The sequence below is a fragment of the Klebsiella sp. HMSC16C06 genome (genome assembly GCF_001808325.1).
Classification (GTDB): Bacteria; Pseudomonadota; Gammaproteobacteria; order Enterobacterales; family Enterobacteriaceae; genus Klebsiella; species Klebsiella variicola.
On record NZ_KV792988.1, the window covers coordinates 1 to 24,935 of the forward strand.

Annotated in this window: 25 protein-coding genes and 2 tRNA genes; 18 read left to right on the forward strand and 9 right to left on the reverse strand. The window is 56.5% G+C overall.

What is annotated here, in order from left to right; genetic code table 11:
* The first annotated feature begins 83 nt into the window (after positions 1 to 83).
* Positions 84 to 160, forward strand: a tRNA-Asp gene (locus tag HMPREF3142_RS04695).
* A gap of 164 nt (positions 161 to 324) precedes the next feature.
* Complete coding sequence (gene dkgB / locus HMPREF3142_RS04700; RefSeq protein WP_012542802.1) at positions 325 to 1,128, forward strand: 2,5-didehydrogluconate reductase DkgB; 804 nt, start codon at positions 325 to 327, stop codon at positions 1,126 to 1,128.
* 45 nt (positions 1,129 to 1,173) lie between these two features.
* Here the strand turns inward: dkgB and yafC are convergent, their stop codons facing one another.
* Positions 1,174 to 2,079, reverse strand: coding sequence for a DNA-binding transcriptional regulator YafC (gene yafC / locus HMPREF3142_RS04705; protein ID WP_008805249.1), 906 nt, complete (start codon positions 2,077 to 2,079; stop codon positions 1,174 to 1,176).
* Positions 2,080 to 2,183: 104 nt separating this feature from the next.
* Here yafC and HMPREF3142_RS04710 point away from each other — a divergent pair, with 104 nt between their 5' ends.
* The 3 genes from HMPREF3142_RS04710 (at position 2,184) to HMPREF3142_RS04720 (ending at position 5,132) form a co-directional block, all read left to right on the forward strand.
* Entirely contained in the window at positions 2,184 to 3,374 is a 1,191-nt protein-coding gene (locus HMPREF3142_RS04710; protein ID WP_070611695.1) for an MFS transporter, read from the forward strand.
* A gap of 102 nt (positions 3,375 to 3,476) precedes the next feature.
* Positions 3,477 to 4,274, forward strand: coding sequence for an endonuclease/exonuclease/phosphatase family protein (locus HMPREF3142_RS04715; protein ID WP_077270027.1), 798 nt, complete (start codon positions 3,477 to 3,479; stop codon positions 4,272 to 4,274).
* Positions 4,275 to 4,361: 87 nt separating this feature from the next.
* A complete protein-coding gene (locus HMPREF3142_RS04720; protein WP_008805251.1) occupies positions 4,362 to 5,132 on the forward strand; it encodes a class I SAM-dependent methyltransferase in 771 nt (256 codons plus the stop codon).
* A 58-nt stretch (positions 5,133 to 5,190) separates the two neighbouring features.
* On the opposite strand, the gene mltD is transcribed toward HMPREF3142_RS04720, so the two are convergent.
* Together mltD and gloB are read right to left on the reverse strand one after the other, a co-directional pair.
* Positions 5,191 to 6,558, reverse strand: coding sequence for a murein transglycosylase D (gene mltD, locus HMPREF3142_RS04725; RefSeq protein ID WP_008805252.1), 1,368 nt, complete (start codon positions 6,556 to 6,558; stop codon positions 5,191 to 5,193).
* A gap of 71 nt (positions 6,559 to 6,629) precedes the next feature.
* Entirely contained in the window at positions 6,630 to 7,385 is a 756-nt protein-coding gene (gene gloB / locus HMPREF3142_RS04730) for a hydroxyacylglutathione hydrolase (RefSeq protein ID WP_008805253.1), read from the reverse strand.
* Between the two features lie 32 nt (positions 7,386 to 7,417).
* On the opposite strand from gloB, the gene HMPREF3142_RS04735 reads away from it, so the two are divergent.
* Positions 7,418 to 8,140, forward strand: coding sequence for a class I SAM-dependent methyltransferase (locus HMPREF3142_RS04735; protein ID WP_012968892.1), 723 nt, complete (start codon positions 7,418 to 7,420; stop codon positions 8,138 to 8,140).
* On the opposite strand, the gene rnhA is transcribed toward HMPREF3142_RS04735, so the two are convergent.
* Positions 8,137 to 8,604, reverse strand: coding sequence for a ribonuclease HI (gene rnhA / locus HMPREF3142_RS04740; RefSeq protein WP_004204620.1), 468 nt, complete (start codon positions 8,602 to 8,604; stop codon positions 8,137 to 8,139). The two genes, HMPREF3142_RS04735 and rnhA, sit on opposite strands and share 4 nt — an antisense overlap.
* 64 nt (positions 8,605 to 8,668) lie before the next feature.
* Between rnhA and dnaQ the strand changes: the two genes are divergently transcribed.
* Both dnaQ and HMPREF3142_RS04750 read left to right on the forward strand, forming a co-directional pair.
* A complete protein-coding gene (dnaQ, locus tag HMPREF3142_RS04745; protein ID WP_004204621.1) occupies positions 8,669 to 9,400 on the forward strand; it encodes a DNA polymerase III subunit epsilon in 732 nt (243 codons plus the stop codon).
* Positions 9,401 to 9,533: 133 nt separating this feature from the next.
* A tRNA-Asp gene (locus tag HMPREF3142_RS04750) sits at positions 9,534 to 9,610 on the forward strand.
* A gap of 59 nt (positions 9,611 to 9,669) precedes the next feature.
* Here the strand turns inward: HMPREF3142_RS04750 and HMPREF3142_RS04755 are convergent.
* Positions 9,670 to 10,551 (reverse strand): LysR family transcriptional regulator, encoded by an 882-nt coding sequence (locus HMPREF3142_RS04755; protein WP_070611698.1) that lies wholly within the window; start codon positions 10,549 to 10,551, stop codon positions 9,670 to 9,672.
* A 103-nt stretch (positions 10,552 to 10,654) separates the two neighbouring features.
* Between HMPREF3142_RS04755 and eamB the strand changes: the two genes are divergently transcribed.
* Entirely contained in the window at positions 10,655 to 11,245 is a 591-nt protein-coding gene (eamB, locus tag HMPREF3142_RS04760; protein WP_004204623.1) for a cysteine/O-acetylserine transporter, read from the forward strand.
* A 28-nt stretch (positions 11,246 to 11,273) separates the two neighbouring features.
* Here the strand turns inward: eamB and HMPREF3142_RS04765 are convergent, their stop codons facing one another.
* The 3 genes from HMPREF3142_RS04765 to fadE all read right to left on the reverse strand — a co-directional run bounded on the left by HMPREF3142_RS04765 (position 11,274) and on the right by fadE (position 16,016).
* The gene (locus tag HMPREF3142_RS04765; protein WP_012542797.1) at positions 11,274 to 12,374 is read right to left on the reverse strand and encodes an AI-2E family transporter; all 1,101 of its coding nucleotides are present in this window, start codon (positions 12,372 to 12,374) and stop codon (positions 11,274 to 11,276) included.
* 248 nt (positions 12,375 to 12,622) lie between these two features.
* Positions 12,623 to 13,393, reverse strand: a complete 771-nt coding sequence (locus HMPREF3142_RS04770) for an amidohydrolase (protein WP_016160335.1) — start codon at positions 13,391 to 13,393, stop codon at positions 12,623 to 12,625.
* A gap of 178 nt (positions 13,394 to 13,571) precedes the next feature.
* Positions 13,572 to 16,016: an acyl-CoA dehydrogenase FadE gene (fadE, locus tag HMPREF3142_RS04775; RefSeq protein WP_012968887.1), complete on the reverse strand. Its 2,445-nt coding sequence runs from the start codon at positions 16,014 to 16,016 to the stop codon at positions 13,572 to 13,574.
* A gap of 239 nt (positions 16,017 to 16,255) precedes the next feature.
* Between fadE and lpcA the strand changes: the two genes are divergently transcribed.
* Together lpcA and HMPREF3142_RS04785 are read left to right on the forward strand one after the other, a co-directional pair.
* Positions 16,256 to 16,837, forward strand: a complete 582-nt coding sequence (lpcA, locus tag HMPREF3142_RS04780; protein ID WP_008805261.1) for a D-sedoheptulose 7-phosphate isomerase — start codon at positions 16,256 to 16,258, stop codon at positions 16,835 to 16,837.
* Positions 16,838 to 16,911: 74 nt separating this feature from the next.
* Positions 16,912 to 17,679 (forward strand): class II glutamine amidotransferase, encoded by a 768-nt coding sequence (locus tag HMPREF3142_RS04785; RefSeq protein ID WP_008805262.1) that lies wholly within the window; start codon positions 16,912 to 16,914, stop codon positions 17,677 to 17,679.
* Here the strand turns inward: HMPREF3142_RS04785 and dpaA are convergent.
* A complete protein-coding gene (gene dpaA / locus HMPREF3142_RS04790) occupies positions 17,650 to 18,390 on the reverse strand; it encodes a peptidoglycan meso-diaminopimelic acid protein amidase (RefSeq protein WP_008805263.1) in 741 nt (246 codons plus the stop codon). The two genes, HMPREF3142_RS04785 and dpaA, sit on opposite strands and share 30 nt — an antisense overlap.
* A 411-nt stretch (positions 18,391 to 18,801) precedes the next feature.
* Between dpaA and HMPREF3142_RS04800 the strand changes: the two genes are divergently transcribed.
* From HMPREF3142_RS04800 to nqrM, 7 genes are read left to right on the forward strand one after another with little or no spacing between them, the layout of a single operon-like run.
* Positions 18,802 to 20,145: a Na(+)-translocating NADH-quinone reductase subunit A gene (locus tag HMPREF3142_RS04800; protein WP_032739120.1), complete on the forward strand. Its 1,344-nt coding sequence runs from the start codon at positions 18,802 to 18,804 to the stop codon at positions 20,143 to 20,145.
* 3 nt (positions 20,146 to 20,148) lie between these two features.
* On the forward strand, positions 20,149 to 21,387 hold the full coding sequence (locus tag HMPREF3142_RS04805) for an NADH:ubiquinone reductase (Na(+)-transporting) subunit B (RefSeq protein WP_012968885.1): 1,239 nt from the start codon (positions 20,149 to 20,151) through the stop codon (positions 21,385 to 21,387).
* On the forward strand, positions 21,380 to 22,174 hold the full coding sequence (locus tag HMPREF3142_RS04810) for a Na(+)-translocating NADH-quinone reductase subunit C (RefSeq protein ID WP_023322100.1): 795 nt from the start codon (positions 21,380 to 21,382) through the stop codon (positions 22,172 to 22,174). The genes HMPREF3142_RS04805 and HMPREF3142_RS04810 overlap by 8 nt, the downstream gene beginning before the upstream one ends.
* Positions 22,167 to 22,805, forward strand: a complete 639-nt coding sequence (locus tag HMPREF3142_RS04815) for an NADH:ubiquinone reductase (Na(+)-transporting) subunit D (RefSeq protein ID WP_002889716.1) — start codon at positions 22,167 to 22,169, stop codon at positions 22,803 to 22,805. The genes HMPREF3142_RS04810 and HMPREF3142_RS04815 overlap by 8 nt, the downstream gene beginning before the upstream one ends.
* 6 nt (positions 22,806 to 22,811) lie before the next feature.
* Positions 22,812 to 23,408 carry an NADH:ubiquinone reductase (Na(+)-transporting) subunit E gene (gene nqrE, locus HMPREF3142_RS04820; protein WP_004177335.1) on the forward strand — a complete coding sequence of 199 codons (597 nt, stop codon included), beginning with the start codon at positions 22,812 to 22,814 and terminating at the stop codon, positions 23,406 to 23,408.
* A 12-nt stretch (positions 23,409 to 23,420) separates the two neighbouring features.
* Complete coding sequence (gene nqrF / locus HMPREF3142_RS04825; RefSeq protein WP_012542790.1) at positions 23,421 to 24,644, forward strand: NADH:ubiquinone reductase (Na(+)-transporting) subunit F; 1,224 nt, start codon at positions 23,421 to 23,423, stop codon at positions 24,642 to 24,644.
* Positions 24,645 to 24,646: 2 nt separating this feature from the next.
* Positions 24,647 to 24,862 carry a (Na+)-NQR maturation NqrM gene (nqrM, locus tag HMPREF3142_RS04830; protein ID WP_004204638.1) on the forward strand — a complete coding sequence of 72 codons (216 nt, stop codon included), beginning with the start codon at positions 24,647 to 24,649 and terminating at the stop codon, positions 24,860 to 24,862.
* Positions 24,863 to 24,935: the final 73 nt, after the last annotated feature.

Genomic DNA, 24,935 nt, shown 5'->3' on the forward strand with positions numbered 1-24,935 from the left:
CATGTGAGAGTAGGGAACTGCCAGGCATCAAATTGCAGTAAGCCGGGGTGACAACCGGTGGTAATAAAGCGAAGAAATTCGGTGGAGCGGTAGTTCAGTCGGTTAGAATACCTGCCTGTCACGCAGGGGGTCGCGGGTTCGAGTCCCGTCCGTTCCGCCACTTATTAAGAGCCCTGAGCATTTGTTCAGGGCTTTTTTGTTTGATCTGTTCTCTATTATTGCTAATTCAGCAAAAATCCTCTGCATTAATCGCTCTTTTTCTCCTCCACACCATCAGCCATAATTTCATCCGTTAACCGAAATGAAGAAATAACGAGGAAAATCATGGCAATCCCTGCATTTGGTCTTGGCACCTTCCGTCTGAAAGATGATGTTGTTATCGCATCCGTAAAAACCGCGCTGGAGCTGGGCTATCGTGCTATCGACACCGCGCAAATCTATGACAACGAAGCCGCGGTAGGCCAGGCCATCGCCGAAAGCGGCGTGCCGCGTGATGAGCTGTTCATCACGACCAAAATCTGGATCGAAAACCTGAGCAAAGACAAACTCATCGCCAGCCTGAAAGAGAGCCTGCAGAAGCTGCGCACTGACTATGTTGATCTCACGCTGATCCACTGGCCGTCACCGAACGATGCGGTAGCTGTTGAAGAGTTTATGGCAGCCCTGATGGAAGCGAAGAAGCTGGGTCTGACCCGTCAGATCGGTATCTCCAACTTCACTATTCCACTGATGGAGCGCGCGATTGCCGCCGTTGGAGCTGAGAATATCGCGACTAACCAGATTGAGCTCTCGCCGTATCTGCAAAACCGTAAAGTGGTCGATTGGGCGCGTGAGCACGGCATCCATATCACCTCTTACATGACGCTGGCCTACGGTAAAGCACTGAAAGATGAAGTGATTGCCCGCATCGCGGCGAAACATGGTGCGACCCCGGCGCAGGTTATTCTGGCATGGGCAATGGGCGAAGGCTATGCGGTTATCCCATCGTCCACCAAACGTGACAATCTGGCCAGCAACCTGAAAGCGCAGGATCTGCAGCTGGATGATGAAGATCGTAAAGCGATTGCCGCACTCGACTGCAACGATCGTCTGGTGAGTCCGGAAGGTCTGGCTCCACAGTGGGATTAATCTCCCGCTTTCGGCATGCCGTTCGCACTGCCGTCTGAGACGATATTACGACAGCTCCTTCGGGAGCTGTTTGACGTGCTCACTTAGAAAGTCAATAAATGCCCTGATGCGCGTGCTGACGGCTCTGTCGCTGTAGTACACCGCACTGAATGGCATCTCCACCGGCAAGCGTTTGTCGGCAAGTAACTCCACAAACTCTCCGCTGGCAATTTCTTTATCCACCATATAATCCGACAAACAGGCAATACCGTTACCGGTCAGGCACAGCTGCTTGAGCGTTTCGCCGCTGTTGGATGACACCGCCGATTCGATCTCTAACAGCTGACCATCGCAACAGGAGACAGGCCAGGTATTCAGCGATACCGGCTCGGTGAACCCGAGGCAGTGATGCTGTTTCAGATCTGACGGATGCTGCGGCATACCGTAGCGCGCGACATAGTCTGGCGAGGCGACGATCTTACGATAGCTGGTAAATAGCGGTCGGGCGCGCAGGCTGGAATCCGTTAAGGTCCCGGCCCGAATGGCCACATCCACTTTTCGTTCAATCAGGTTAATAAACGTCTCTGAAGAGACGAGCGACAGCGTCATTTCCGGGTAGCGCTCGCGAAATGGCTTCACCAGCGGCATGAGAAAATGCAGCATCACCGGCGTCGCGGCATCCACCCGCAGCAGGCCCCGCGGCGTTGTGCGCGTTTCCAGCAGGTCATTCTCTGCTGCCGCCATTTCCTGCAAGACCACCTGCATCCGGCGAAAATAGCGCTCGCCTTCCTCCGTCAGACTGAGCTGGCGGGTGGTCCGATTGAGCAGGCTTACGCCTAGCTTTGATTCCAGCTTCTTGACCGCCCGGCTGACGGCAGAGTTGGCCTGTCCGAGCTGCTCGGCCGCCCGGCTGAAACTTCCGCTTTCCACCACCGCCACAAAGATGGCGATCTCCTCTGATGTGGCTCTCATTATTGCACCTGTAGCAAAATTCTATTGATACTTTGATAGTTTTTGTTATTTATACAACCCTTCATACTACGTGTCATCTTAATCCTGATGCTACGGAGTAAATTATGCCACTGGCGCTATTTGCCTTAACTATCGGTGCCTTCGCAATTGGCACCACTGAATTTGTGATTGTCGGCCTGGTCCCGACTATCGCGCAACAACTCTCTATCTCTCTGCCTTCGGCGGGACTGCTGGTCTCTATCTACGCGCTGGGCGTGGCGATTGGCGCTCCGGTGCTGACGGCGTTAACGGGGCGTATGCCGCGTAAACAGCTGCTGCTGGCGTTGATGGTCCTGTTTACGGCGGGTAATGTGCTGGCCTGGCAGGCCCCGGGCTATGAAACACTGATCCTGGCGCGATTGCTGACCGGTCTGGCACACGGCGTGTTCTTCTCTATTGGCTCGACAATCGCCACCAGCCTGGTGGCAAAAGAGAAAGCCGCCTCGGCCATTGCTATCATGTTCGGCGGCCTGACGGTCGCGCTGGTCACCGGGGTGCCTTTCGGGACGTTCATCGGTCAGCATTTTGGCTGGCGGGAAACGTTCCTCGCGGTATCGATTCTGGGCGTGATTGCGCTTATCAGCAGTCTGCTTCTGGTACCGAATAATATTCCGGGCCGCGCCAGCGCCAGCCTGCGCGATCAGATGAAAGTCTTAACTCATCCTCGCCTGCTGATGATCTACGCCATTACCGCGCTGGGCTATGGCGGCGTATTTACCGCCTTTACTTTTCTTGCTCCGATGATGCAGGAGCTGGCCGGTTTCAGTCCGTCTGCGGTTAGCTGGATCCTGTTGGGCTACGGTGTCTCGGTCGCTATTGGCAATGTGTGGGGAGGCAAACTGGCCGATAAGCATGGCGCCGTCTCCGCGCTGAAGTTTATCTTCGCCGCGCTGGTTGTGCTGCTGCTGGTCTTCCAGTTGACCGCCAGCATCCACTATGCTGCGCTGGCAACGGTGCTGGTAATGGGTATTTTCGCCTTCGGCAACGTGCCGGGTCTGCAGGTATACGTGGTGCAAAAAGCCGAACAGTATACGCCTGGCGCCGTCGACGTCGCTTCCGGCCTGAATATTGCCGCCTTCAATATTGGTATTGCGCTGGGGTCCATCGTCGGCGGGCTGACGGTTGAACGGTATGGTCTGGCGCAGACGCCGTGGATTGGTGCGGTGATTGTGCTGGTCGCCCTGCTGTTGGTGGTGCTGAGCGGTCGTTTAGATAAATCGCCGCGCCGTTCGGCAGCGGTTTCTCTCGAAGGCTAAGGGTTTATCGCAAATTGCATTGAAAGTGGATGGGAAAATCCCTATAACAGAAGAACCAGTCGTTGTTGGGCTGGTTTCTGTTATTGAGGATTGATGCCCAAATTGCGAAAGAATACCTATGCCATGCGCTACGTCGCCGGACAACCTGCGGAGAGGATATTGCCTCCGGGGGCGTTTGCGGGCGTGAGTCCGGTTTATCCTGCCGGCACGCCGTTAAGCAGCGATGAAAAGATCCGCGTGCTGGTATGGAATATCTTCAAGCAGCAGCGTGCAGAGTGGCAGTCGGTCCTCAAAAATTTCGGCAAAGATGCGCATTTGGTCCTGTTGCAGGAGGCGCAAACCACCCCAGAACTGGTCAGGTTCGCGACTTCAAACTATCTGGCCGCCGATCAGGTGCCGGCGCTGGTATTGCCGCAGCATCCTTCCGGCGTGATGACGCTGGCCTCTGCTCACCCCATCTATTGCTGTCCGCTGCGCGAGCGCGAGCCTATTTTGCGATTGCCGAAATCGGCCTTAGTGACCGTTTATCCGCTGCCCGATGCGCGGCTGCTGATGGTGGTCAACATCCATGCGGTCAACTTTAGCCTTGGCGTCGATGTCTACAGCAAGCAGTTGCTGCCGATCGGCGATCAGATTGCCCATCACAGCGGGCCGGTGATTATGGCCGGGGACTTCAATGCCTGGAGCCGGCCGCGAATGAACGCGCTGTACCGCTTTGCGCGTGAGATGTCGTTACGCGAAGTTCGTTTCTCTGACGATCAGCGCCGCCGTGCGTTTGGTCGTCCGCTCGATTTTGTGTTCTATCGTGGGTTAAGCGTGCACGATGCTTCCGTGCTGATGACCCGCGCCTCCGATCACAACCCGCTACTAGTCGAATTCAGTCCCGGCAAGCCTGATTAATTTAAGGTATGTCAGGCCTGCCATCGGGCAGGTCTGCGTTCAGCACGATGCTGCCCTAAATTACTCACACAACCGAAGGACAACACAATGACAACACGCTCTCACCATGACAACGTCGAAAAGCAGTTCGGCTCCCAGGCCAGCGCCTATTTGACCAGCGCCGTGCACGCCTCCGGGCGCGATCTGCAGCGGCTGGCGGAACGGCTTGCCGATTTCCCTCAGGCGAAAGTGCTGGATATGGGCTGCGGGGCAGGGCACGCCAGCTTTACCGCGGCGGGACAGGTTGCGGAGGTGACCGCCTATGATTTATCAAGCCAGATGCTGGAAGTGGTTACCGCGGCGGCAAAAGAGAAAGGCTTTAGCAATATCGTGACCCAGCAGGGGTACGCTGAAACGCTGCCGTTCGCTGATGCCAGCTTTGATGTGGTGATTAGCCGCTACTCCGCGCACCACTGGCATGATGTCGGCCAGGCGCTGCGTGAGGTGAAACGTGTTCTCAAGCCGGGCGGGGTGATGATCATAATGGACGTGATGTCACCGGGTCATCCGGTACGTGATGTCTGGTTGCAGACCGTGGAAGCGCTGCGCGATACCTCGCACGTGCGTAATTATTCCAGCGGCGAGTGGTTGGCGCTGGCCAATGACGCAGGCCTGGTGATTAATCATTTATCGACCGATCGCCTGCCGCTGGAGTTCAGCTCATGGGTGGCGCGGATGCGCACCCCAGAGGCGCTGGTAGAAGCGATTCGCTTATATCAGCAGAGCGCTTCGGCGGAGGTCAAAGCCTACTTCGAATTACAGCAGGACGGGTCGTTTACCAGCGATACCATCCTGTTCGAAGCGCATAAAGCGGTTTAATACGGGCAACAAAAAAGGCACCGGGGAAGTCGGTGCCTTTTTATCGAATCCTGACGTATCAGGACTCTGGTCGATCGCTGTTTTTCACAAATAGCGTTAGCTGATCGCCAGGCCGCAGATTGTCGGTATCGCTGTTCCAGCGCATCACGTCGCGAATATTAACACCGTGACGCTTGGCGATGCTCGACAGCGAATCACCTTTGCGAACACGATAGGTGATGCTATCGCTGTTGTTCGCCAGGCGCTGTGCGCTGCTACCTGCGCCGACAACCAGACTCTGCCCGACTTTTAACCCTGAACCGCGCAGATTGTTCCACTGCTGCAAATCCCGGGTCGTGACGCCGAGACGCGAAGCAATCCCGGAAATCGTGTCGCCAGAGCGTACCTTATAGCTACGGCTGGTCAGCGGCGTATTGTCCGCGAGCTGCGTTGGCTGCACGGCAGCAATGTCGCCAGAGGCCAGCGATTCACGCAGCTGAGCGGCGTGCTTCTGTGGCACCATGACGTACTTTGGCCCGCTAGCGCCCAGCGTTGACCCCTTTACGCCAGCGTTGAAGGTTTTCAGTTTGCTGACCGGCATTCCTGCCATGTCCGCGAGCTGAGAAATATCAACCGGGCTGTCGAGGCGAACGCGCGCCAGCGCACGGCTTTCATCGGCCGTAGGCAGCTTTACGCCGTAACGCTTGCTGTTTTTGAGAATGTCGCTCAACGCCAGCATTTTCGGTACGTAGATTTTCGTTTCATGCGGCAGAGACAGCGACCAGAAATCGGTGGGTTTACCACGCGAACGGTTCGCTTTTACTGCTTTCATGACCCGACCTTCGCCGCTGTTATAGGCTGCGACCGTTAATAACCAGTCGCCGTCGAACATTTTGTTCAGACGTTGCATCATGTCCAGCGCCGCGGTAGTAGATGCGACGACGTCACGACGCGCATCGTAACTGCGGGTCTGTTTTAAACCATAATTGCGCCCTGTGCTCGGAATGATCTGCCAAATGCCTGCGGCATTGGCGCCAGACGTCGCGTGTGGGTCAAAAGCGCTCTCCACTATGGGTAGTAATACCAGTTCCATTGGCATGTTACGTTTCTTAACCTGCCCGGCTATCCAGTACATATACGGCTCTGCCCGTAAAGTTACATCGTGGAGATAGCTCTTATTTCTTAAGTACTTCTGTTTCTGTTCGCGAATCCGGGGATTATCCGGTATTCCCATCTTTAGCTCGTCGCCTATGGAAGTCCACAGATCCTGGTCTTGCGCGTAGAAGGTTCCATCATCTAACCAGCGCGCTTGACTTGTGAACTTACCTGCTTCCCCTTGACCAGCCGCAGAAAGGCTCTGTGCTCGCTGTTCGACGGTGCCATCGTGCTTAGACGCCTGGCACCCCACCAGCAGGACAGAGGCGAGTAATATCGCTCGTGCCTTCATGTGTGTGTCAATAGTTGCTTAAAAGACGACCAAGGATAACGGCGAAGTTGGCCGATGACAAGAATTAAATATCAGAAGTCGTCTTTCTTTGACCTTAACCATGCAAATCGCGCCACAGAGTGTTGCAAATTTGTTTCTTGGTTAATTTTATCAATTAAATCAATATCATTTACGCGTAAAAATAAATTTATACGACGCTCATTTTTCAGAGTTACGGGTAGTGTTTTTTGTTTTTTTGCACGTAACTCATTAACTTTATGATAGTAATCGTTTATGTCCCTATCATCTGGCAGGATACTCAATGCAAACTTCATATTCGCTAACGTATATTCATGTGCGCAACATATGAGGGTTTCTTCAGGAAGGGCGTTAATTTTCATAAATGATTGATACATCTGCTCTGCAGTACCTTCGAAGAGCCTTCCGCAGCCGCCGGAGAACATTGTGTCGCCACAGAACAGATAAGGTTCACTGTAGTAACAGATATGTCCTAATGTGTGACCTGGCGTAGAGAAAATGGAAAAATCGTGCCCGAGAATTGACAGCCGATCGCCATCGCCTACCACCTGAGTGACTCCCTTATCCTGGGTTTCCGCCGGCCCGTAAACCACTATAGAAGGGAATTTTTCACGTAATTGTTTTACGCCGCCGACGTGATCCTGATGGTGATGGGTTAGTAAAATGGCTTCGGGCTGCCATTGGTTTTCCTCAATGGCCGCCAGAACCGGCGCGGCTTCGCCTGGGTCAACGATGATGCAGCGGCCGTTATTCTCACTGAGAACCCAGATGTAGTTGTCCTGAAACGCGGGAATACTGATAAGATTCATAAATTACCTCTAAAGCGTAGCGGAAGGTGGCAATGAAGCCGGCAAGGATACCTCACACAGTGACAGCGCCTGAGCATTGGTCCAGTATGCCGTGGGGCGAATACTATCGCGAAACGCTGGAGCAGCAGATGAAACCGTGGCTGGCTAAATTATATGGCTTTCATCTGCTTAAGATTGGCAATCTGAGCGCGGAAATCAATACTGAAGCTTGCGCCATCTCGCACCAGGTCAATGTCTCGCTGGCAGGAAATCCGATGCAGGTTCGGGCCGATCCGCTGCATTTACCCTTTGCCGAAAAGTCCGTCGACGCCTGCCTGCTGGCGCACACCCTGCCGTGGTGTAGCGATCCGCATCGTCTGCTGCGGGAAGCCGATCGTGTACTGATCGATGATGGCTGGATGATCCTGACCGGGTTTAATCCGGTCAGCCTGATGGGGTTGCGTAAGCTGGTGCCGCTCCTGCGCAACGGTACGCCTTATAATAGCCGTATGTTTACGCTGATGCGCCAGCTGGACTGGCTGTCGCTACTCAACTTTGAAGTGCTGCACTATGGGCGTTATCAGGTTTTACCCTGGTCGCGCCACGGCGGCAAACTGCTGAGCACCCATCTGCCAGCGCTGGGCTGTTTGCAATTGATTGTCGCCCGCAAACGGACCATTCCGCTGACGCTCAATCCGATGAAATCCGGTAAAGCGAAAACCCAGCTGCGGCCGGCAGTCGGCGCCACCCGGCAGTGGCGCAAGGGGCAGAATTAGCTCTCCGGCTGGTAGCCGATGTCGTCCTGAGTGGGATGGGAGGCCGCCGCGCGGGCCAGCTCGTCGCAGCGTTCGTTTTCTGGATGGCCGGCGTGGCCCTTCACCCACTCCCATTTGATCTTATGCTGGCCAAGCGCAGCATCCAGCCGCTGCCAGAGGTCGACATTCTTTACCGGTTTTTTCTCTGCCGTTTTCCAGCCGCGCTTTTTCCAGTTGTGGATCCACTGGGTGATCCCCTGGCGGACATACTGGCTGTCGGTGCTGAGCACCACCTCACAATGCTCTTTTAACGCCTCGAGAGCGACGATTGCCGCCATCAGTTCCATGCGGTTATTGGTGGTCAGACGGTAGCCGGCGCTAAAGGTTTTTTCGTGCTGGCGGTAGCGCATGATGGCGCCGTAACCGCCGGGTCCTGGATTTCCCAGGCAAGAGCCGTCGGTGAAAATTTCTACCTGTTTGAGCATCTCTGGTAGACTTCCTGTAATTGAAATCGATTTGTAAACGATAAGTCTGACATAAATGACCGCTATGAGCACTGCAATTACGCGCCAGATTGTTCTCGATACCGAAACCACCGGTATGAACCAGATCGGGGCGCACTACGAAGGACACAAGATCATTGAGATCGGCGCGGTGGAGGTGATCAACCGCCGCCTGACCGGTAACAATTTCCATGTCTATCTGAAGCCCGATCGGCTGGTGGATCCTGAAGCATTCGGCGTGCACGGGATCGCCGATGAGTTCCTGCTGGACAAACCCACCTTTGCCGACGTGGCTGATGAGTTTATGGATTACATCCGCGGCGCGGAGCTGGTGATCCATAACGCCTCGTTCGATATCGGCTTTATGGATTATGAGTTCGGGAAGCTGAACCGCGGCATTGGAAAAACCGAGACCTTTTGTAAAATCACCGACAGTCTGGCACTGGCGCGGAAAATGTTCCCCGGCAAGCGCAACAGTCTGGATGCGTTATGTTCGCGCTACGAAATAGATAACAGCAAGCGTACGCTGCACGGGGCATTACTCGATGCCCAGATTCTGGCCGATGTCTATTTGATGATGACCGGCGGTCAGACGTCGATGGCGTTTTCTATGGAAGGCGAAAGCCAGCAGCAGGCGGGAGAGATGGGCATTCAGCGCGTCGTCCGCGCCGCCAGCCAGTTACGGGTGGTTTATGCCTCTGATGAAGAACTGGTGAACCATGAATCGCGCCTCGATCTGGTACAAAAGAAAGGCGGAAGCTGCCTGTGGCGTGCCTGATAACCACTAAAATGGATTAAAAGTAGACGGGTGGGCGATTTTTGCAGCAAACGATTCAAAACGGTAGAAAAAGCGTTGACGGGGTAGAGGGGAATCCGTAATATTCGCCTCGTTCCCAACGGAACAACAACGCGGAGCGGTAGTTCAGTCGGTTAGAATACCTGCCTGTCACGCAGGGGGTCGCGGGTTCGAGTCCCGTCCGTTCCGCCACTATTCAGAAAGCCTGAGTCAGCAATGATTCAGGATTTCGTCGTTTTCGTCGCCGAATTTCAGCGCGCCTCTTGTTCCTCCTGCATACACTGCATGAATACCCGCATCGCCGGACTGATTGCTTTCCCGGCGTGATGGGCGCAGAGCGCATGGATCGTCAGCGGCGTCTCGCTGAACGGCAGCTCGACCAGCGTCCCGCGTTTGAGTTCCTCCTCTACCGCAAAGCGCGGCAGAAAACTCACCCCCAGATTGCCCGCCACGCACTGCTTGATGCTTTCAATACTCCACAGTTCGATGGTGTTCTCCATGGTAATGCCGCGCTGGCGCAGGGTACTTTCAAAAATCTGCCGGAACACGCACTGGGGTTCGTTGATGATAAAGCTCAATGGGATATGCTGCCGCGGGCGCAGGAAGTCGACCGGCGCCTGATCGACTGACGCGACCAGCGCCAGCGGCTGCGGGCCAAGTTCCATCATGGTGAGCGCATCATCGTTGCCAACCCGGTAAAACACCCCCAGGTCGACTTCGTCAGCGAGCAGCGCATCACGGATGCTGTAGCAATTGAGTGACTGCAGTGACAGGCGGACCTTCGGGGCGCGTTGCTTAAAACGCTGCAGCACCGGCGGCATTTTGTACGCCAGCAGGGTTTCACCAGTGGCGACGCGAAGTTCGCCGCCGGGTTCATCGTCCTGGCGCGCCGCCTGGCGAATCGACACCATTACTTTGGTCAAGTCGTAGACGTGCGGCAGGACATTTTTACCGGCGGCGGTGAGACACATCCGTCGGCCAATTTTCTCAAACAGCGGGATGGCAAGCTCCTGCTCAAGCTGCTGGATATGAAAGGTTACGGTGGACTGGGTGCAGCACAGTTTCTGCGAGGCGCGCAGAAAGGATCCTTCTTCGACAACCGTTTTGAAGGTGATAAAGCGTCGCAGATCCATATTTCCTCTTTATATCGACATTCTCGAATTCAGAATGAAAAAACATTCATTTTTTTAAATTATCAGCTTCGGGTACTGTCTGCCAGTCAAGAGGAGAAAACACGTGACACCTACCCTGATTAGCGCCTTTTTAACTTACACCCTGATCACCGCCCTGACGCCCGGGCCGAATAATATTCTGGCGCTGAGCAGCGTCACCGCGCACGGCTTTCGACGGAGCATGCGGGTTCTGGCCGGCATGAGCCTGGGGTTTGTGATCATCATGCTGATTTGTGCCGGGCTGACGTTCACTCTCGTTACCCTGGATGAGGGGATAACCTCCCTGCTACGCTGGGTCGGCGCAGGGTATATCCTGTGGCTGGCCTGGCACATTGCCCGCAGCGACCCGGCCAGCGGTGGGCAGGAGGAGCGGCCTGTCAGCTTCTGGGCCAGCCTGGGGCTGCAGTTTGTGAATGTAAAAATTATCCTGTACGGCATCACGGCCCTGTCGACCTTTGTTCTGCCAGTGACTCGCGAGCCATTCTGGCTGGTGATGATAAGCCTGTTGCTATCAGTAATAGGCGTTGCCGGCAATCTTTGCTGGGCGCTGGCCGGTCATCTGTTTCAGCCGGTGTTCGAACGCCATGGAAGAGGGTTAAATCTGCTGCTGGCGCTGCTGCTGGTCTGGTGCGCGGTACGAATGTTTATGGAATGAATTAAGGGAGCATAACGCTCCCTTGAGGTTATTTATCCTGCGGCAGGGCGGGTTGCCCTTCATTTACCCAGGTCATGAAGATCCGATAACCGATGGCCAGCAGGGTGGCGCCGAGAAACATACCGAGAATGCCGTTAGAGGCCATTCCGCCGAGGGCGCCCAGCAGCACTACCGGCATTGGCGCGTCGACTCCGCGCCCCAGCAGCAGAGGTTTGAGGACGTTATCGGCCATGCCGGCGACGATCAGCAGGATGGTGTAGAAGATATCCATGCCGGTACTGTGGGTGCCGAGACTCCACATTAGCGCAATGGCCGGGGCCGTCACCAGGATCACCGGCACCTGGGCAATGCCGAGGATCAGGGCCAGAATAAAGAAGATCCCGACGGCGGGAATGCTGGCCATCAGCATGATCACGCCGACCAGCAGCGCCTGGATCAATGCCACCCCGATGACGCCCTGGGCGACCGCGCGGATGGTGCTGGTGCACAGGCGGGTGAGGGTCACGCCTTTATTTTCATCGGTAATACGGATGGCAATACGCTGGGCGCTGATGGCGCCCGCTGCGCCCCAGGCCATCATAATTCCCGAGACGATAAACGAAATAATAAAGCCAATCAGCCCGCCGCCCATGCTGGCCAAAATACTGAGAAACTGTTTGGCAATGTCGCCGATTTGCGAGCGGTAATTACTGAGCAGTCCCGGGAGATCGACGGAAGCTCTCATCCACAGGGCGCTAAGCCGTTCGCCAATGATCGGTAACGCGGCAATGCGCGAGGAGGGCGGGGGAATGGTAAAGCTCTGGCTGCCCATCTTGTCTATCATGGCGCTGGCGCTTTCCGCCAGCGAGGTGATCATCAGCACCGTGGGGATGACGATCAGTAAAATACCTAACAACACCAGCACCACTGACGCCAGTCCCTGTTTGCCCGCTAACAATCCGGCAAAATATTGATGTAAGGGATAGAGCGCCACGGCGAGGATCAGCGCCCAGAGCATCATATTGATAAAGGGAGAAAAGACGGTAAAACAGAATGAGGCCAGCGCCAGAATAAGCCCAAACCGAATAAACATATCGAGAAAGCGGGTGACCAGCCGTTTTTCAATCAACAGCAGATTATTATTATCCATTTTCTTTTACGCTCACATAATATTCTTACGCCAACGCTCAGCGTTGTTTAACAAAACACGCCAGCAACAGAAAATTCATGATTTACAACGCAGAAGTGAGTTGAAGGTGATCTCCGCCCATTTGGTTGTGGGGTCTTTTAATGAGTGTAGAACAGAAATGAATGGCGCCCGGCAAATATTCTGCGGTGCGCTGGCGGGCGAAATCCCGCTTTCTTTACCTGCTGAATGAGGAAGAAAGCGGAAGGAGATTAACCGAGGGTAAAAGGATCGGCATCGCGCCAGGCGGGAAATTTTTCGCGATATTCCTGGAGGGCAGCCAGCGACAATTCGGCATCAAGACGGGTGGCCTGATGCGGATCGGCAGTGGCGACAATCTCCCCCTGGGGACTGATAATCCGGCTATCGCCGCGGTAATGATGGCCGTTACCGTCAGTACCGACCCGGTTACAGCCGGCGACATAGGCCTGGTTCTCGATAGCGCGGGCGACCAGCAGCGACTGCCAGTGCAGGGAGCGCGGCGCCGGCCAGTTGGCAACATACAGCGCCAAATCATAGTCGTTCAGATTACGCGACCATACCGGAAAGCGCAGGTCGTAACAGACCAGCGGCAGGATACGCCATCCGCGCCATTCAAAGACCACGCGTCGGTCACCAGCCTCATAATGATGGTGTTCATCGGCCATACGGAACAAGTGCCGTTTATCATAATGGTGCACCGTACCGTCGGGCTCGACCAGCAGGAAGCGGTTAACAGCGCCGTGTTCGGTTTGCAGCGCTGCGCTGCCGGCAATCAGCGCCTGGGTTTGCGCGGCCCGGGCATGCATCCACTCCACCACGTCGGCTTCGGGTAAAGACTGTTTTGCCGCTTCCATGGCAAAGCCGGTGGTGAACATCTCCGGTAAAACAATGACATCGCGCCCAATAATCCCTTCCAGTTGGCGATCAAAATGGCGCAGGTTGGCAGGGCCGTCCATCCAGACCAGCGGTTGTTGCAACAGCGTAATTTTCAGGCCAGGCACAATGGTCAACTCCATTCTCATGAGGGGGTTAGGTTAACTGTAACACCATATCAGCCTCGCGGCGGTCAGCGGAATATTTTGTTAAAAAAATGCTACTGACAGCAGCCACGGAGGAGGGGGGGACGAAAAAAAGGCGGGGAAAATTCCCCGCCCGGCGTGTGATGTGGTGATTGTTTTATTATGCGGCTTCAACTTTGCGAACTTTTTCCGGCAGCTTTACCGGCTTTGTCGCCAGCTCCTCTGGCGCAAAGTCGTCGACGTTGATGCTGCGCAGGCGACTGTGCTCTGCGCGGGTCAGAATAGCGGCTTCTTCCTGATTTATTAATCCTTTGGCCAGCGCGTTGTGTGCCAGCTCATCCAGACGGGTGAACGGCAGGTTTTTACCCAACTCTTTGCAGATCCGCTGGTGGATAGGATCGGCCGCCATCACTTCCAGCAGGGCCTCTTCCAGCAGACCAACCGGGTTATGCTCGCTCGGCGTCAGGTACTGACCGCGACCGATGCGGGAGCGAGTGGCGCTGGGCACCTGCAGAATTTTAGCGACTTTATGGTCCAGCTTATCCGACGGCGCATGATGATGACGCCCGGTCGGGAAGATGGCCACACGCATCGCACCTGCCACCAGACGGTTGGGGAAGTTTTTCAGCAGATCGTCGATGGCCTGTTCGGCCTGGTGCAGCGCATCCTGCACTCCCCAGTGAACCAGCGGCAGATCGGCTTCATTGCGTCCTTCATCGTCATAGCGTTTCAGCACCGCGGAGGCCAGATACAGCTGGCTTAACACATCCCCCAGACGCGCGGAGATACGTTCGCGACGCTTGAGGCTGCCGCCCAGTACCGCCATCGACACGTCTGACAGCAGCGCGAGGTTGGCACTCAGACGGTTCATTTGCTGATAGTAGCGACGGGTGGCGTCACGGGTCGGCGCGCTGCTGGTGCGTCCGCCGGTCAGGCCCAGCCAGAAACTCCGGACTTTGTTACTGCCGACATGGCCGATGTGTTTGAACAGCAGCTTATCGTAGGCGTTCAGGTCGTTATTCTGCGCGGCGGCCATCTCTTCCAGCACGTAAGGGTGGCAGCGAATAGCCCCCTGACCGAAGATCATCATGCTGCGGGTCAGAATGTTTGCGCCTTCAACGGTGATGGCGATCGGCGCGCCCTGGTAAGCCCGGGCGAGGAAGTTACCTTCGCCCAGCATAATGCCTTTCCCGCCGGTAATATCCATCGCGTCGATAATGGAGCGCTGGCCGCGGTGGGTACAGTGATATTTCACAATCGCGGACAGCACTGCCGGTTTCTCGCCGAGCATAATGCCGTAGGTGATCAGCGACGCCGCGGCGTCCATCACATAGGCGTTACCCGCGATGCGCGCCAGCGCCTCTTCAATCCCTTCCATTTTGCCGATCGATATTTTGAACTGACGGCGAATGTGGGCGTAGGCGCCGGTCGCCATGGCGACGGATTTCAGGCCGCCGGTGGCGTTGGAAGGCAGGGTAATACCGCGGCCCACGGACAGACATTCAACCAGCATGCGCCAGCCCTGACCGGCCATGCTCGGGCCGCCGATGATGTAATCGATCGGCACGAAGATATCCTTGCCGCGGGTTGGGCCGTTCTGGAACGGGACGTTCAGCGGGAAGTGGCGACGGCCAATTTCCACGCCCGGCGTTGAGGTGGGGATCAGCGCGCAGGTGATGCCCAGCTCTTCCTCGCCGCCCAGCAAACGGTCCGGGTCAGAGAGTTTGAAGGCCAGCCCCAGCACGGTGGCGATTGGCGCCAGCGTGATATAGCGTTTGTTCCAGGTCAGGCGCATCCCCAGCACCTGTTGACCCTGCCAGTCGCCCATGCACACCACGCCGGTATCCGGAATAGCGCCGGCGTCAGAGCCCGCTTCCGGACTGGTCAGTGCGAAGCAGGGGATTTCCAGGCCGCGCGCCAGACGCGGCAGATAATGATTCTTCTGTTCTTCGGTACCGTAATGCTGCAGCAGTTCGCCCGGGCCCAGCGAGTTTGGGACGCCGACGGTGATCGCCAGGATGCCGGAGACGCCAGAAAGTTTCTGTAGCACTCGTGCCTGAGCGTAAGCGGAGAACTCAAGCCCGCCATACTCTTTCTTGATAATCATCGCGAAGAAGCGGTGCTCTTTCAGATAGGCCCATAGCTCGGGCGGCAGATCGGCCATTTCGTGGGTGATGGCGAAGTCGTTAGCCATCCGGCAGGCCTCTTCCACCGGGCCGTCAAGGAAAGCTTGCTCTTCGGCGGTCAGGCGCGGCTGCGGATAGTTATGCAGCTTGTGCCAGTCCGGGTTGCCGCGGAACAGATCGCCTTCCCACCAGGTGGTGCCGGCGTCGATGGCTTCTTTTTCCGTACGCGACATCGGCGGCATCACCTTGCGGAAAGCGCGAAATGCCGGTGCGGAAATCATCGATTTACGCATGGGGGCAAAGTTGAACGGCAACAAAATAATGGCCAGCGGCAGCAGCAGCCAGATATTCCACAGTCCGGCCGCGCCGAGCGCCGCGGTCCAGGCGAGCAAAATCACACTGCTGAGCAGCAGGCTGACCCGGTGATAGAAGAGCGCACCGAGTAAAACGACGGTTGCAACAATACTCAAAATCATCATAGAGAAATGCTCCCTGAGCTTGTAGGAGGTCTGACCACTTGTGATGTATTGGTTGTAGTGCATGCGTTTTTATTTAGCAATGTGTTTACAAAATAATTACAACCTCGCTCACATTGTTGTATGCAAAAGCGGCACATAAAATCAAAAGGGCGGGGGATAACACTGCCTGCTGCTTCTCGCTTCGGCGGCTATCCGGTACACTGCCAGGGTTATTCCACTCATACTGAAGGATTATCCTCATGTACCAGGATCTTATTCGTAACGAACTGAACGAAGCCGCGGAAACGCTGGCTAACTTTCTGCAGGACGAAGCCAATATCCATGCTATCCAGCGTGCCGCTGTTCTGTTGGCGGATAGCTTTAAGGCGGGTGGGAAAGTGCTGTCCTGTGGTAACGGCGGTTCCCATTGCGATGCGATGCATTTTGCGGAAGAGCTGACCGGTCGTTATCGCGAAAACCGCCCGGGTTACCCGGCCATCGCGATCTCCGACGTCAGCCATCTCTCCTGCGTGAGCAATGATTTTGGCTATGAGTATGTGTTCTCCCGCTATGTTGAATCCGTCGGCCGTGCGGGCGATGTGCTGCTCGGCATCTCCACGTCAGGTAACTCCGGCAACGTGATCAAGGCCATTGAAGCCGCGCGGGCGCAGGGGATGAAAGTGATCACCCTGACCGGTAAAGACGGCGGCAAAATGGCGGGTTCCGCCGATGTTGAAATACGCGTGCCGCACTTTGGCTATGCCGACCGCATCCAGGAGATCCACATCAAAGTGATCCATATCCTGATTATGCTGATCGAAAAAGAGATGGTGAAAGGCTAACAGGCAGGCGAGTGTGTACTGTTGACGGCGGCCTCGCTTTGGCGCCGTCGTGATTTGTGAGGGTGAGGTGATCTATGTGCGAACTGCTCGGGATGAGCGCCAATGTGCCAACAGATATCTGTTTTAGCTTTACCGGGCTGGTGCAGCGCGGGGGCGGGACGGGGCCGCATAAAGACGGCTGGGGCATTACCTTCTATGAAGGCAAAGGCTGTCGCACATTCAAAGATCCGCAGCCGAGCTTTCAGTCGCCGATCGCGAAACTGGTCCAGGATTACCCGATTAAGTCCTGTTCCGTCGTCGCCCATATCCGTCAGGCCAATCGCGGGATGGTGGCCCTGGAGAACACCCATCCCTTCACCCGCGAACTGTGGGGGCGCAACTGGACCTATGCGCACAACGGGCAGCTCAAAGGCTATAAATCGCTGAAAACCGGTAATTTCCATCCGGTAGGTGAAACCGACAGTGAAAAAGCGTTTTGCTGGCTGCTGCACCGTTTAACCGAGCGCTATCCGCGCACGCCGGGCAATATGCTGGGCGTTTTCAAGTATATCGCCACCCTTGCGGGTGAACTGCGTGAGAAAGGGGTGTTCAACATGCTGCTGTCGGACGGGCGCTACGTGATGGCGTTCTGCTCGACCAATCTGCACTGGATCACCCGGCGGGCGCCGTTTGGCGTGGCAAAACTGCTGGACCAGGATGTGGAGATCGACTTTCAACGCGAGACCACACCCAACGATGTGGTCACGGTTATCGCCACGCAGCCGCTGACGGCCAATGAAACCTGGCACAAGATCATGCCAGGCGAGTGGGCGTTATTTTGTCTCGGGGAGCGTGTAGTTTGAGGCCAGCTGCGGCTGAACAACCTCGTGGCTGAGCGGCTTGCTTACCACATAGCGGCCGTCGGTCACTGACACAATCGGCGGTTTGTGGGTCTGCTGGAAATAGTCATAGCCAGGCTTAAGCTGTTTCCAGAAATCTGCATAGTAGGAGTATTTGTGGCGTTCCATATTGGCGTTGGTCATGCGGAACGGATAGATACTCACCTGCACGCTTGGCTGGCCGAAGACTAAGGCGCCGGTCACAAACTGGAAGATCTCATCGATCCCGCTGTCGGTCATGGCGTAGCAGCCGACTGAGACGCAGTCGCCATGGATCATCAGGTATTTCCCTTCATAACCATGGGCGCGATCGTAGGCGTTCGGGAAGCCGATGTTAATGGCTTTATAGAAGCGGCTGTCGGGTTTGAGCTGGCTGCGGGTGACACTATAGAACCCTTCCGGACTCTTGAAATCACCCTGGCGCTGTTTCGGACCCAGGCCACCGGAATAGTTGCAGATCCGATAGCTGTCGAGGAGCTGGTAGGTTTCACCCATTTTGACGTAAAGGTCGAGCATGCGCTCTTCTTTAAAGATCTCAATGTAAACCGGTGAACCCATTAATTGCTGCTTGTATTCTTTGCTAACCGGCGTCGTCGGGCTATTGCTGCTGAGCAGCCCGGCAAATGACACGCACGGCAACAGAAGCATCGCAATAAATAATGCGATTTTGCGCATACTGCTTGTTCCTTGATAAAACAAAATAGCCACATTGCCAGGACGGCAAGAGAGACCCGAAATCAGAGTTTTCTGGATTTAGAGCGCTCACATTAGCATCACGGCATTTTTTCGCAAGGGCGACGTGGCGGCGTTTACAATTCAGCCTCACTTTATAACCCGCTTACGGCGAAAACACAGTCAGAACTTTGCGCAATAGCTCGCATTTTAGAAGCACTTATTGCCCCTCGTGCTACAGCCGCCGCTCACGAAATGTTACACTTGCGCCGGTTCATCACCAGAGTAAGAAAGGAGGCTTCTCTTCCGTCATGAGCGCCACTGGCGCCGTTTCGCCCTTTCTTCTCTGCCATTCTGTCAATAAGCTGGCCCCGGCCTGCGTCGGGGTTGAGGTTACGGATACCTGCTAACGATATGATTAAAATCACGAAAGGGCTGGATTTGCCCATAGCTGGCATGCCATTACAGCAGATCTCTCCTGCGCCAGCGGTGAAGCGCGTCGCGCTACTCGGCGAAGAGTACGTCGGGATGCGTCCCGCTATGGCGGTCAAAGAGGGCGATCGGGTCAAAAAAGGTCAGATCCTGTTCGAAGATAAAAAGACCCCCGGCGTCTACTTTACCGCCCCGGCGAGCGGGGTTATCAGCGCCATCCACCGCGGTGAACGGCGCGTTTTACAGTCAGTGGTGATTGATATCGAGGGCAATGACGCGGTGGCCTTTACCCGTTACGCCGCGGACGCACTGGCTGAGCTGCCGCGCGACACCGTACAGCAGCAGCTGCTGGCCTCGGGCCTGTGGACGGCGCTACGCACCCGGCCATTCAGTAAAACGCCGCGCCCGGGCAGCGTGCCCGCCGCTATTTTTGTCAACGCCATGGATACCAATCCGCTGGCGGCGGAGCCGCAGCCGATTATTCTGGCCGAGCGTGCCGCCTTCGATGCCGGTCTTACCGTGCTCACGCGTCTGACCGACGGGAAAGTACACGTCTGTCAGCCCAGCGGCGGCAAGCTGGGCGGCCATCCTGCCGGCCAGGTCTGTTTTAATCAGTTCTCCGGGCCGCACCCGGCGGGGCTGCCGGGAACCCATATTCACTTTCTGGAGCCGGTGAGCCTGAATAAACAGGTCTGGCACCTCAATTATCAGGATGCGATCGCTATCGGTCAGCTTTTCCTTGAAGGTGAGCTGAACTGCGAACGGGTGATTGCGCTCGGCGGCCCGCAGGTGAAGTCGCCGCGGCTGGTCAAAACGACGCTGGGCGCCAGCCTGGACGATCTGCTGGCGGGCGAGCTGGAGGAGGGGGAAAACCGCGTCATTTCCGGCTCGGTACTTAGCGGTACCCGCGCCCACGGCCCCCACGCTTTCCTCGGGCGTTTCCATCTGCAGGTGAGCGTGGTTCGCGAAGGTCGGGAAAAAGAGCTGTTTGGCTGGGTGATGCCGGGCAAAGAGAAGTTCTCGATTACCCGCACTACGCTAGGCCATTTCTTCAAGCGCAAGCGCTTTCATTTCTCCACGGATACTAACGGCGGCGAGCGGGCGATGGTGCCGATTGGCAACTATGAGCGGGTCATGCCGCTGGATATTCTGCCGACCATATTGCTGCGCGATCTGCTGGCCGGCGATAGCGATAGCGCCCAGGCGCTGGGCTGTCTGGAGCTGGATGAAGAAGATCTGGCGCTCTGCACCTACGTTTGTCCGGGCAAATATGAATACGGTCCGGCGCTGCGCAGCGTGTTAACCCAGATTGAGCAGGAAGGATAAGAGATGGGCTTAAAGCACCTGATTGAGAAACTTGAGCCGCATTTCACGCATGGCGGCAAGCTGGAAAAATATTACCCGCTGTATGAAGCGGCGGCGACCATCTTCTACACGCCGGGGCAGGTCACCCGCGGCGCGGCGCACGTGCGCGACGCCATCGACCTCAAGCGGATGATGATCCTCGTGTGGTTTGCCGTATTCCCGGCGATGTTCTGGGGCATGTACAACGTTGGGCTGCAGACCATTCCGGCGCTGCACAAACTGTACGGCGCCGAACAGCTGCAGCAGGTGATCGCCAACAACTGGCATTACAGCGTCGCCCAGTGGTTAGGGGTCAGCTTCAGCGCTGACGCCGGCTGGCTGAGCATGATGACCCTGGGCGCGGTCTTCTTCCTGCCGATCTATATCACCGTTTTTATCGTCGGCGGCTTCTGGGAAGTGCTGTTCGCGATTGTGCGCAAACATGAGATCAACGAAGGCTTTTTCGTTACCTCAATTCTCTTCGCGCTGATTGTGCCGCCTACGCTGCCGCTATGGCAGGCGGCGCTGGGGATCTCCTTTGGGGTGGTGATCGCCAAAGAGATTTTCGGCGGTACCGGGCGCAACTTCCTCAACCCGGCGCTGGCGGGGCGCGCGTTCCTGTTCTTCGCCTACCCGGCGCAGATTTCCGGCGATCTCGTGTGGACGGCGGCGGACGGTTTCTCCGGCGCCACGCCGCTCTCCCAGTGGGCCAGCGGCGGCGGTGAAGCGCTGGTTAACGTCGCGACCGGCATCCCGGTGAGCTGGATGGACGCCTTCCTCGGCAACATTCCCGGCTCAATTGGCGAAGTCTCCACGCTGATGATCCTGATCGGCGGCGCGATCATTCTCTTTGGCCGCGTCGCGTCCTGGCGCATCGTCGCCGGGGTGATGATCGGCATGATCGCCACCGCCACCCTGTTTAACGTTATCGGCTCCGATACCAACCCGATGTTCTCCATGCCGTGGTACTGGCATCTGGTGCTCGGCGGCTTTGCCTTCGGCATGATGTTTATGGCGACGGACCCGGTATCCGCCTCGTTTACCGATAAAGGGAAATGGAGTTACGGCGTGCTGATCGGCGTGATGTGCGTGCTGATCCGCGTGGTGAACCCGGCCTATCCGGAAGGGATGATGCTGGCGATCCTCTTCGCCAACCTCTTCGCACCGCTGTTCGATTACCTGGTGGTGCAGGCCAATATTAAGCGGAGGAAGTCGCGTGGCTGAGAAGAAAAGTAACGATAGCATCGGCAAAACGCTGCTGGTGGTGCTGGTGCTTTGTCTGGTCTGTTCCATCGTGGTGGCGGGCTCGGCTGTGGGGCTGAAATCCCGCCAGCAGGCGCAGCGGGCGCTGGATAAACAGCGCAATATCCTGGCCGTCGCCGGCCTGATACAGCCCGGGATGGATGCTGATGCGGTAGCGGAAACCTTCGCGGCGCGCATTTCGCCGCGACTGGTGAATCTGGCGACCGGCGAGCTGCTGAAGAAAGACCCGGCAAAATTTAATCAGGCCCAGGCGCTGAAGGATCCGCAGCAGAGCATCGCGCTGGACGCCAGCCAGGATCCGGCCGGCATTAAGCGGCGTAGCAACCTGGCGGAAATTTATCTGGTGCGCGACGCGCAGCAACAGATTGAGCAGATGGTGCTGCCGATCTACGGCAATGGCCTGTGGTCGATGATGTATGCCTTTGTGGCGCTGGACGTTGATGGCCGCACGGTGAAAGGCATTACATATTACGATCAGGGGGAAACCCCGGGGCTGGGCGGCGAAGTGGAGAACCCGAACTGGCGCCAGCAGTTTATTGGCAAGCAGGTGCTGGATGACAACGGCATGCCGGCACTCCGGGTGGTGAAAGGCGGCGCGCGCGCCGGTGACCTGCATGCAGTAGACGGTTTATCCGGCGCCACGCTAACGTCTAACGGCGTGCAGCACAGCTTTGATTTCTGGATGGGCGAACTGGGCTTTGGTCCGTTCCTGAAAAAAGTGCGTGAGGGAGGGCTGAATAATGGCTGAACAGAGCGATATGAAAGAGGTGAAGCGCGTGCTGGTGGGGCCGCTCATCGCCAACAACCCCATCGCCCTGCAGGTGCTGGGCGTCTGCTCCGCGCTGGCGGTAACCACTAAACTGGAAACCGCCTTCGTGATGACCATTGCGGTGACGCTGGTGACGGCGTTCTCCAGCATGTTTATCTCGATGATTCGCCACCATATTCCCAATAGCGTGCGCATCATCGTGCAGATGGCGATCATCGCCTCGCTGGTCATCGTGGTGGATCAGCTGTTGCGGGCTTTCGCTTATGAGACCTCTAAGCAGCTGTCGGTATTCGTCGGGCTTATCATCACCAACTGTATCGTGATGGGTCGCGCCGAAGCCTACGCCATGAAATCGCCGCCGCTGGCCAGCTTTATGGATGGTATCGGTAACGGTCTCGGTTACGGCGCGATCCTGATAATCGTCGGCTTCCTGCGCGAGCTTATCGGCAGCGGCAAGCTGTTCGGTATCACGGTGCTGGAGACGGTGCAGAACGGCGGCTGGTATCAGCCGAACGGCCTGTTCCTGCTGGCGCCGAGCGCCTTCTTCATTATCGGTTTGCTGATCTGGGCCCTGCGTAGCTGGAAGCCTGAGCAGCAGGAAAAGGAGTAATCGATGATGGCTCATTACATTAGCCTGTTTGTCCGCGCGGTGTTCGTTGAGAACATGGCGCTGGCCTTCTTCCTCGGGATGTGTACCTTCCTCGCGGTGTCGAAAAAGGTCTCCACCGCCTTCGGCCTCGGCGTCGCAGTGACGGTGGTGCTGGGTCTTGCTGTGCCAATCAACAACCTGGTCTATAACCTGGTGCTGCGCGACGGCGCGCTGGTGGAAGGCGTAGATCTCAGCTTCCTGAACTTCATCACCTTTATCGGAGTGATTGCGGCGCTGGTGCAGATCCTCGAGATGATCCTCGATAAGTACTTCCCGGCACTCTATAACGCGTTAGGGATCTTCCTGCCGCTTATCGCCGTTAACTGCGCCATTTTCGGCGGCGTGTCGTTCATGGTGCAGCGTGATTACAACTTCCCGGAATCCATCGTCTACGGCTTCGGCTCCGGCATCGGCTGGATGCTGGCGATCGTGGCGATGGCGGGGATCCGCGAAAAAATGAAGTACGCCAACGTGCCCGCCGGCTTGCGCGGGTTAGGGATCACCTTTATCACCACCGGGTTGATGGCGCTGGGCTTTATGTCCTTCTCCGGCGTGCAGCTATAAGGGCGAATAAGTATGGAAATTATTCTTGGCGTCGTGATGTTCACGCTGATTGTGCTGGTGCTGTCGGGGCTTATCCTGGCTGCGCGCTCAAAGCTGGTGAACGCGGGCGACGTGGTTATTGAGATCAATAACGAAGCGGATAAACAGATCCGCACCCCGGCGGGTGACAAACTGCTGAACACGCTGTCCAGCAACGGTATCTTCGTCTCTTCCGCCTGCGGCGGCGGCGGCTCCTGCGGCCAGTGTCGGGTGACCATCAAAGAAGGCGGCGGCGATATTCTGCCGACCGAGCTTTCGCATATCACCAAACGCGAAGCCAAAGAAGGGTGCCGCCTGGCCTGCCAGGTGGCGGTGAAGCAGAATATGAAAATTGAGCTGCCGGAAGAGATTTTCGGCGTGAAAAAATGGGAGTGCGAGGTTATCTCTAACGATAACAAAGCCACCTTCATTAAAGAGCTCAAATTACGGGTGCCTGATGGTGAAGCGGTGCCGTTCCGCGCCGGCGGCTATATTCAGATCGAATGCCCGTCGCATAAAGTGGCCTATGCCGACTTTGATATTCCTGATGAATATCGTTCAGACTGGGACAAATTCAATCTGTTCCGCTATGTCTCTGAGGTGAAAGAACCGACCTTGCGCGCCTACTCGATGGCTAACTATCCGGAAGAGAAGGGCATCATTATGCTCAACGTGCGCATCGCGACGCCGCCGCCGAAAGTACCGGATGCACCGCCGGGGATCATGTCGTCCTATATCTGGTCGCTGAAGCCTGGCGATAAGGTGACGATTTCCGGGCCGTTCGGCGAGTTCTTTGCTAAAGAGACCGACGCTGAGATGGTGTTTATCGGCGGCGGCGCCGGCATGGCGCCGATGCGCTCGCATATCTTTGATCAGCTCAAGCGGCTGCACAGCACGCGCAAAATCAGCTTCTGGTACGGCGCCCGTTCGCTGCGCGAGATGTTCTACGATGAGGAGTTCGAGCAGCTGGCGCGCGACAACCCTAACTTTACCTTCCACGTCGCGCTCTCCGATCCGCTGCCGGAAGATAACTGGACCGGGCATACGGGCTTTATCCATAATGTTCTGTATGAAAACTATCTGCGCGACCACCCGGCGCCGGAAGACTGCGAATTCTATATGTGCGGGCCGCCGGTGATGAACGCCGCGGTGATAAAAATGCTCAAAGACCTGGGCGTCGAAGATGAGAACATCATGCTCGACGACTTTGGAGGCTGACGATGCTGACGGTATTTGTCGCGACCTTTGTGATTTTTGCGCTGGTGATCCTCGGTATGTCGCTGGGCTACCTGGTGAAGCGCAAGAGCATTCAGGGCAGCTGCGGCGGGATCTCGTCGCTGGGGCTGGAGAAAGTCTGCGACTGTCCGGAACCGTGTGACGCGCGTAAGAAACGTCTCGCTCGCGAGGCGCAGCGTCAGCAGCGGCGTATTTTGTAATGCCCGGCGGCGCTGCGCATGCCGGACCTGCTGCTTCAGTTTTGTAGGCCGGGTCAGGCGCAGCCGCCACCCG

Bases quoted from the DNA above. Each gene is read 5' to 3' on its own strand.
- dkgB (WP_012542802.1), top strand. From the start codon at position 325: ATGGCAATCCCTGCATTTGGTCTTGGCACCTTCCGTCTGAAAGATGAT.
- yafC (WP_008805249.1), bottom strand. From the start codon at position 2,079: ATGAGAGCCACATCAGAGGAGATCGCCATCTTTGTGGCGGTGGTGGAA.
- HMPREF3142_RS04710 (WP_070611695.1), top strand. From the start codon at position 2,184: ATGCCACTGGCGCTATTTGCCTTAACTATCGGTGCCTTCGCAATTGGC.
- HMPREF3142_RS04720 (WP_008805251.1), top strand. From the start codon at position 4,362: ATGACAACACGCTCTCACCATGACAACGTCGAAAAGCAGTTCGGCTCC.
- mltD (WP_008805252.1), bottom strand. From the start codon at position 6,558: ATGAAGGCACGAGCGATATTACTCGCCTCTGTCCTGCTGGTGGGGTGC.
- gloB (WP_008805253.1), bottom strand. From the start codon at position 7,385: ATGAATCTTATCAGTATTCCCGCGTTTCAGGACAACTACATCTGGGTT.
- HMPREF3142_RS04735 (WP_012968892.1), top strand. From the start codon at position 7,418: ATGAAGCCGGCAAGGATACCTCACACAGTGACAGCGCCTGAGCATTGG.
- rnhA (WP_004204620.1), bottom strand. From the start codon at position 8,604: ATGCTCAAACAGGTAGAAATTTTCACCGACGGCTCTTGCCTGGGAAAT.
- dnaQ (WP_004204621.1), top strand. From the start codon at position 8,669: ATGAGCACTGCAATTACGCGCCAGATTGTTCTCGATACCGAAACCACC.
- HMPREF3142_RS04755 (WP_070611698.1), bottom strand. From the start codon at position 10,551: ATGGATCTGCGACGCTTTATCACCTTCAAAACGGTTGTCGAAGAAGGA.
- HMPREF3142_RS04765 (WP_012542797.1), bottom strand. From the start codon at position 12,374: ATGGATAATAATAATCTGCTGTTGATTGAAAAACGGCTGGTCACCCGC.
- fadE (WP_012968887.1), bottom strand. From the start codon at position 16,016: ATGATGATTTTGAGTATTGTTGCAACCGTCGTTTTACTCGGTGCGCTC.
- lpcA (WP_008805261.1), top strand. From the start codon at position 16,256: ATGTACCAGGATCTTATTCGTAACGAACTGAACGAAGCCGCGGAAACG.
- HMPREF3142_RS04785 (WP_008805262.1), top strand. From the start codon at position 16,912: ATGTGCGAACTGCTCGGGATGAGCGCCAATGTGCCAACAGATATCTGT.
- dpaA (WP_008805263.1), bottom strand. From the start codon at position 18,390: ATGCGCAAAATCGCATTATTTATTGCGATGCTTCTGTTGCCGTGCGTG.
- HMPREF3142_RS04800 (WP_032739120.1), top strand. From the start codon at position 18,802: ATGATTAAAATCACGAAAGGGCTGGATTTGCCCATAGCTGGCATGCCA.
- HMPREF3142_RS04805 (WP_012968885.1), top strand. From the start codon at position 20,149: ATGGGCTTAAAGCACCTGATTGAGAAACTTGAGCCGCATTTCACGCAT.
- HMPREF3142_RS04815 (WP_002889716.1), top strand. From the start codon at position 22,167: ATGGCTGAACAGAGCGATATGAAAGAGGTGAAGCGCGTGCTGGTGGGG.
- nqrE (WP_004177335.1), top strand. From the start codon at position 22,812: ATGGCTCATTACATTAGCCTGTTTGTCCGCGCGGTGTTCGTTGAGAAC.
- nqrF (WP_012542790.1), top strand. From the start codon at position 23,421: ATGGAAATTATTCTTGGCGTCGTGATGTTCACGCTGATTGTGCTGGTG.
- nqrM (WP_004204638.1), top strand. From the start codon at position 24,647: ATGCTGACGGTATTTGTCGCGACCTTTGTGATTTTTGCGCTGGTGATC.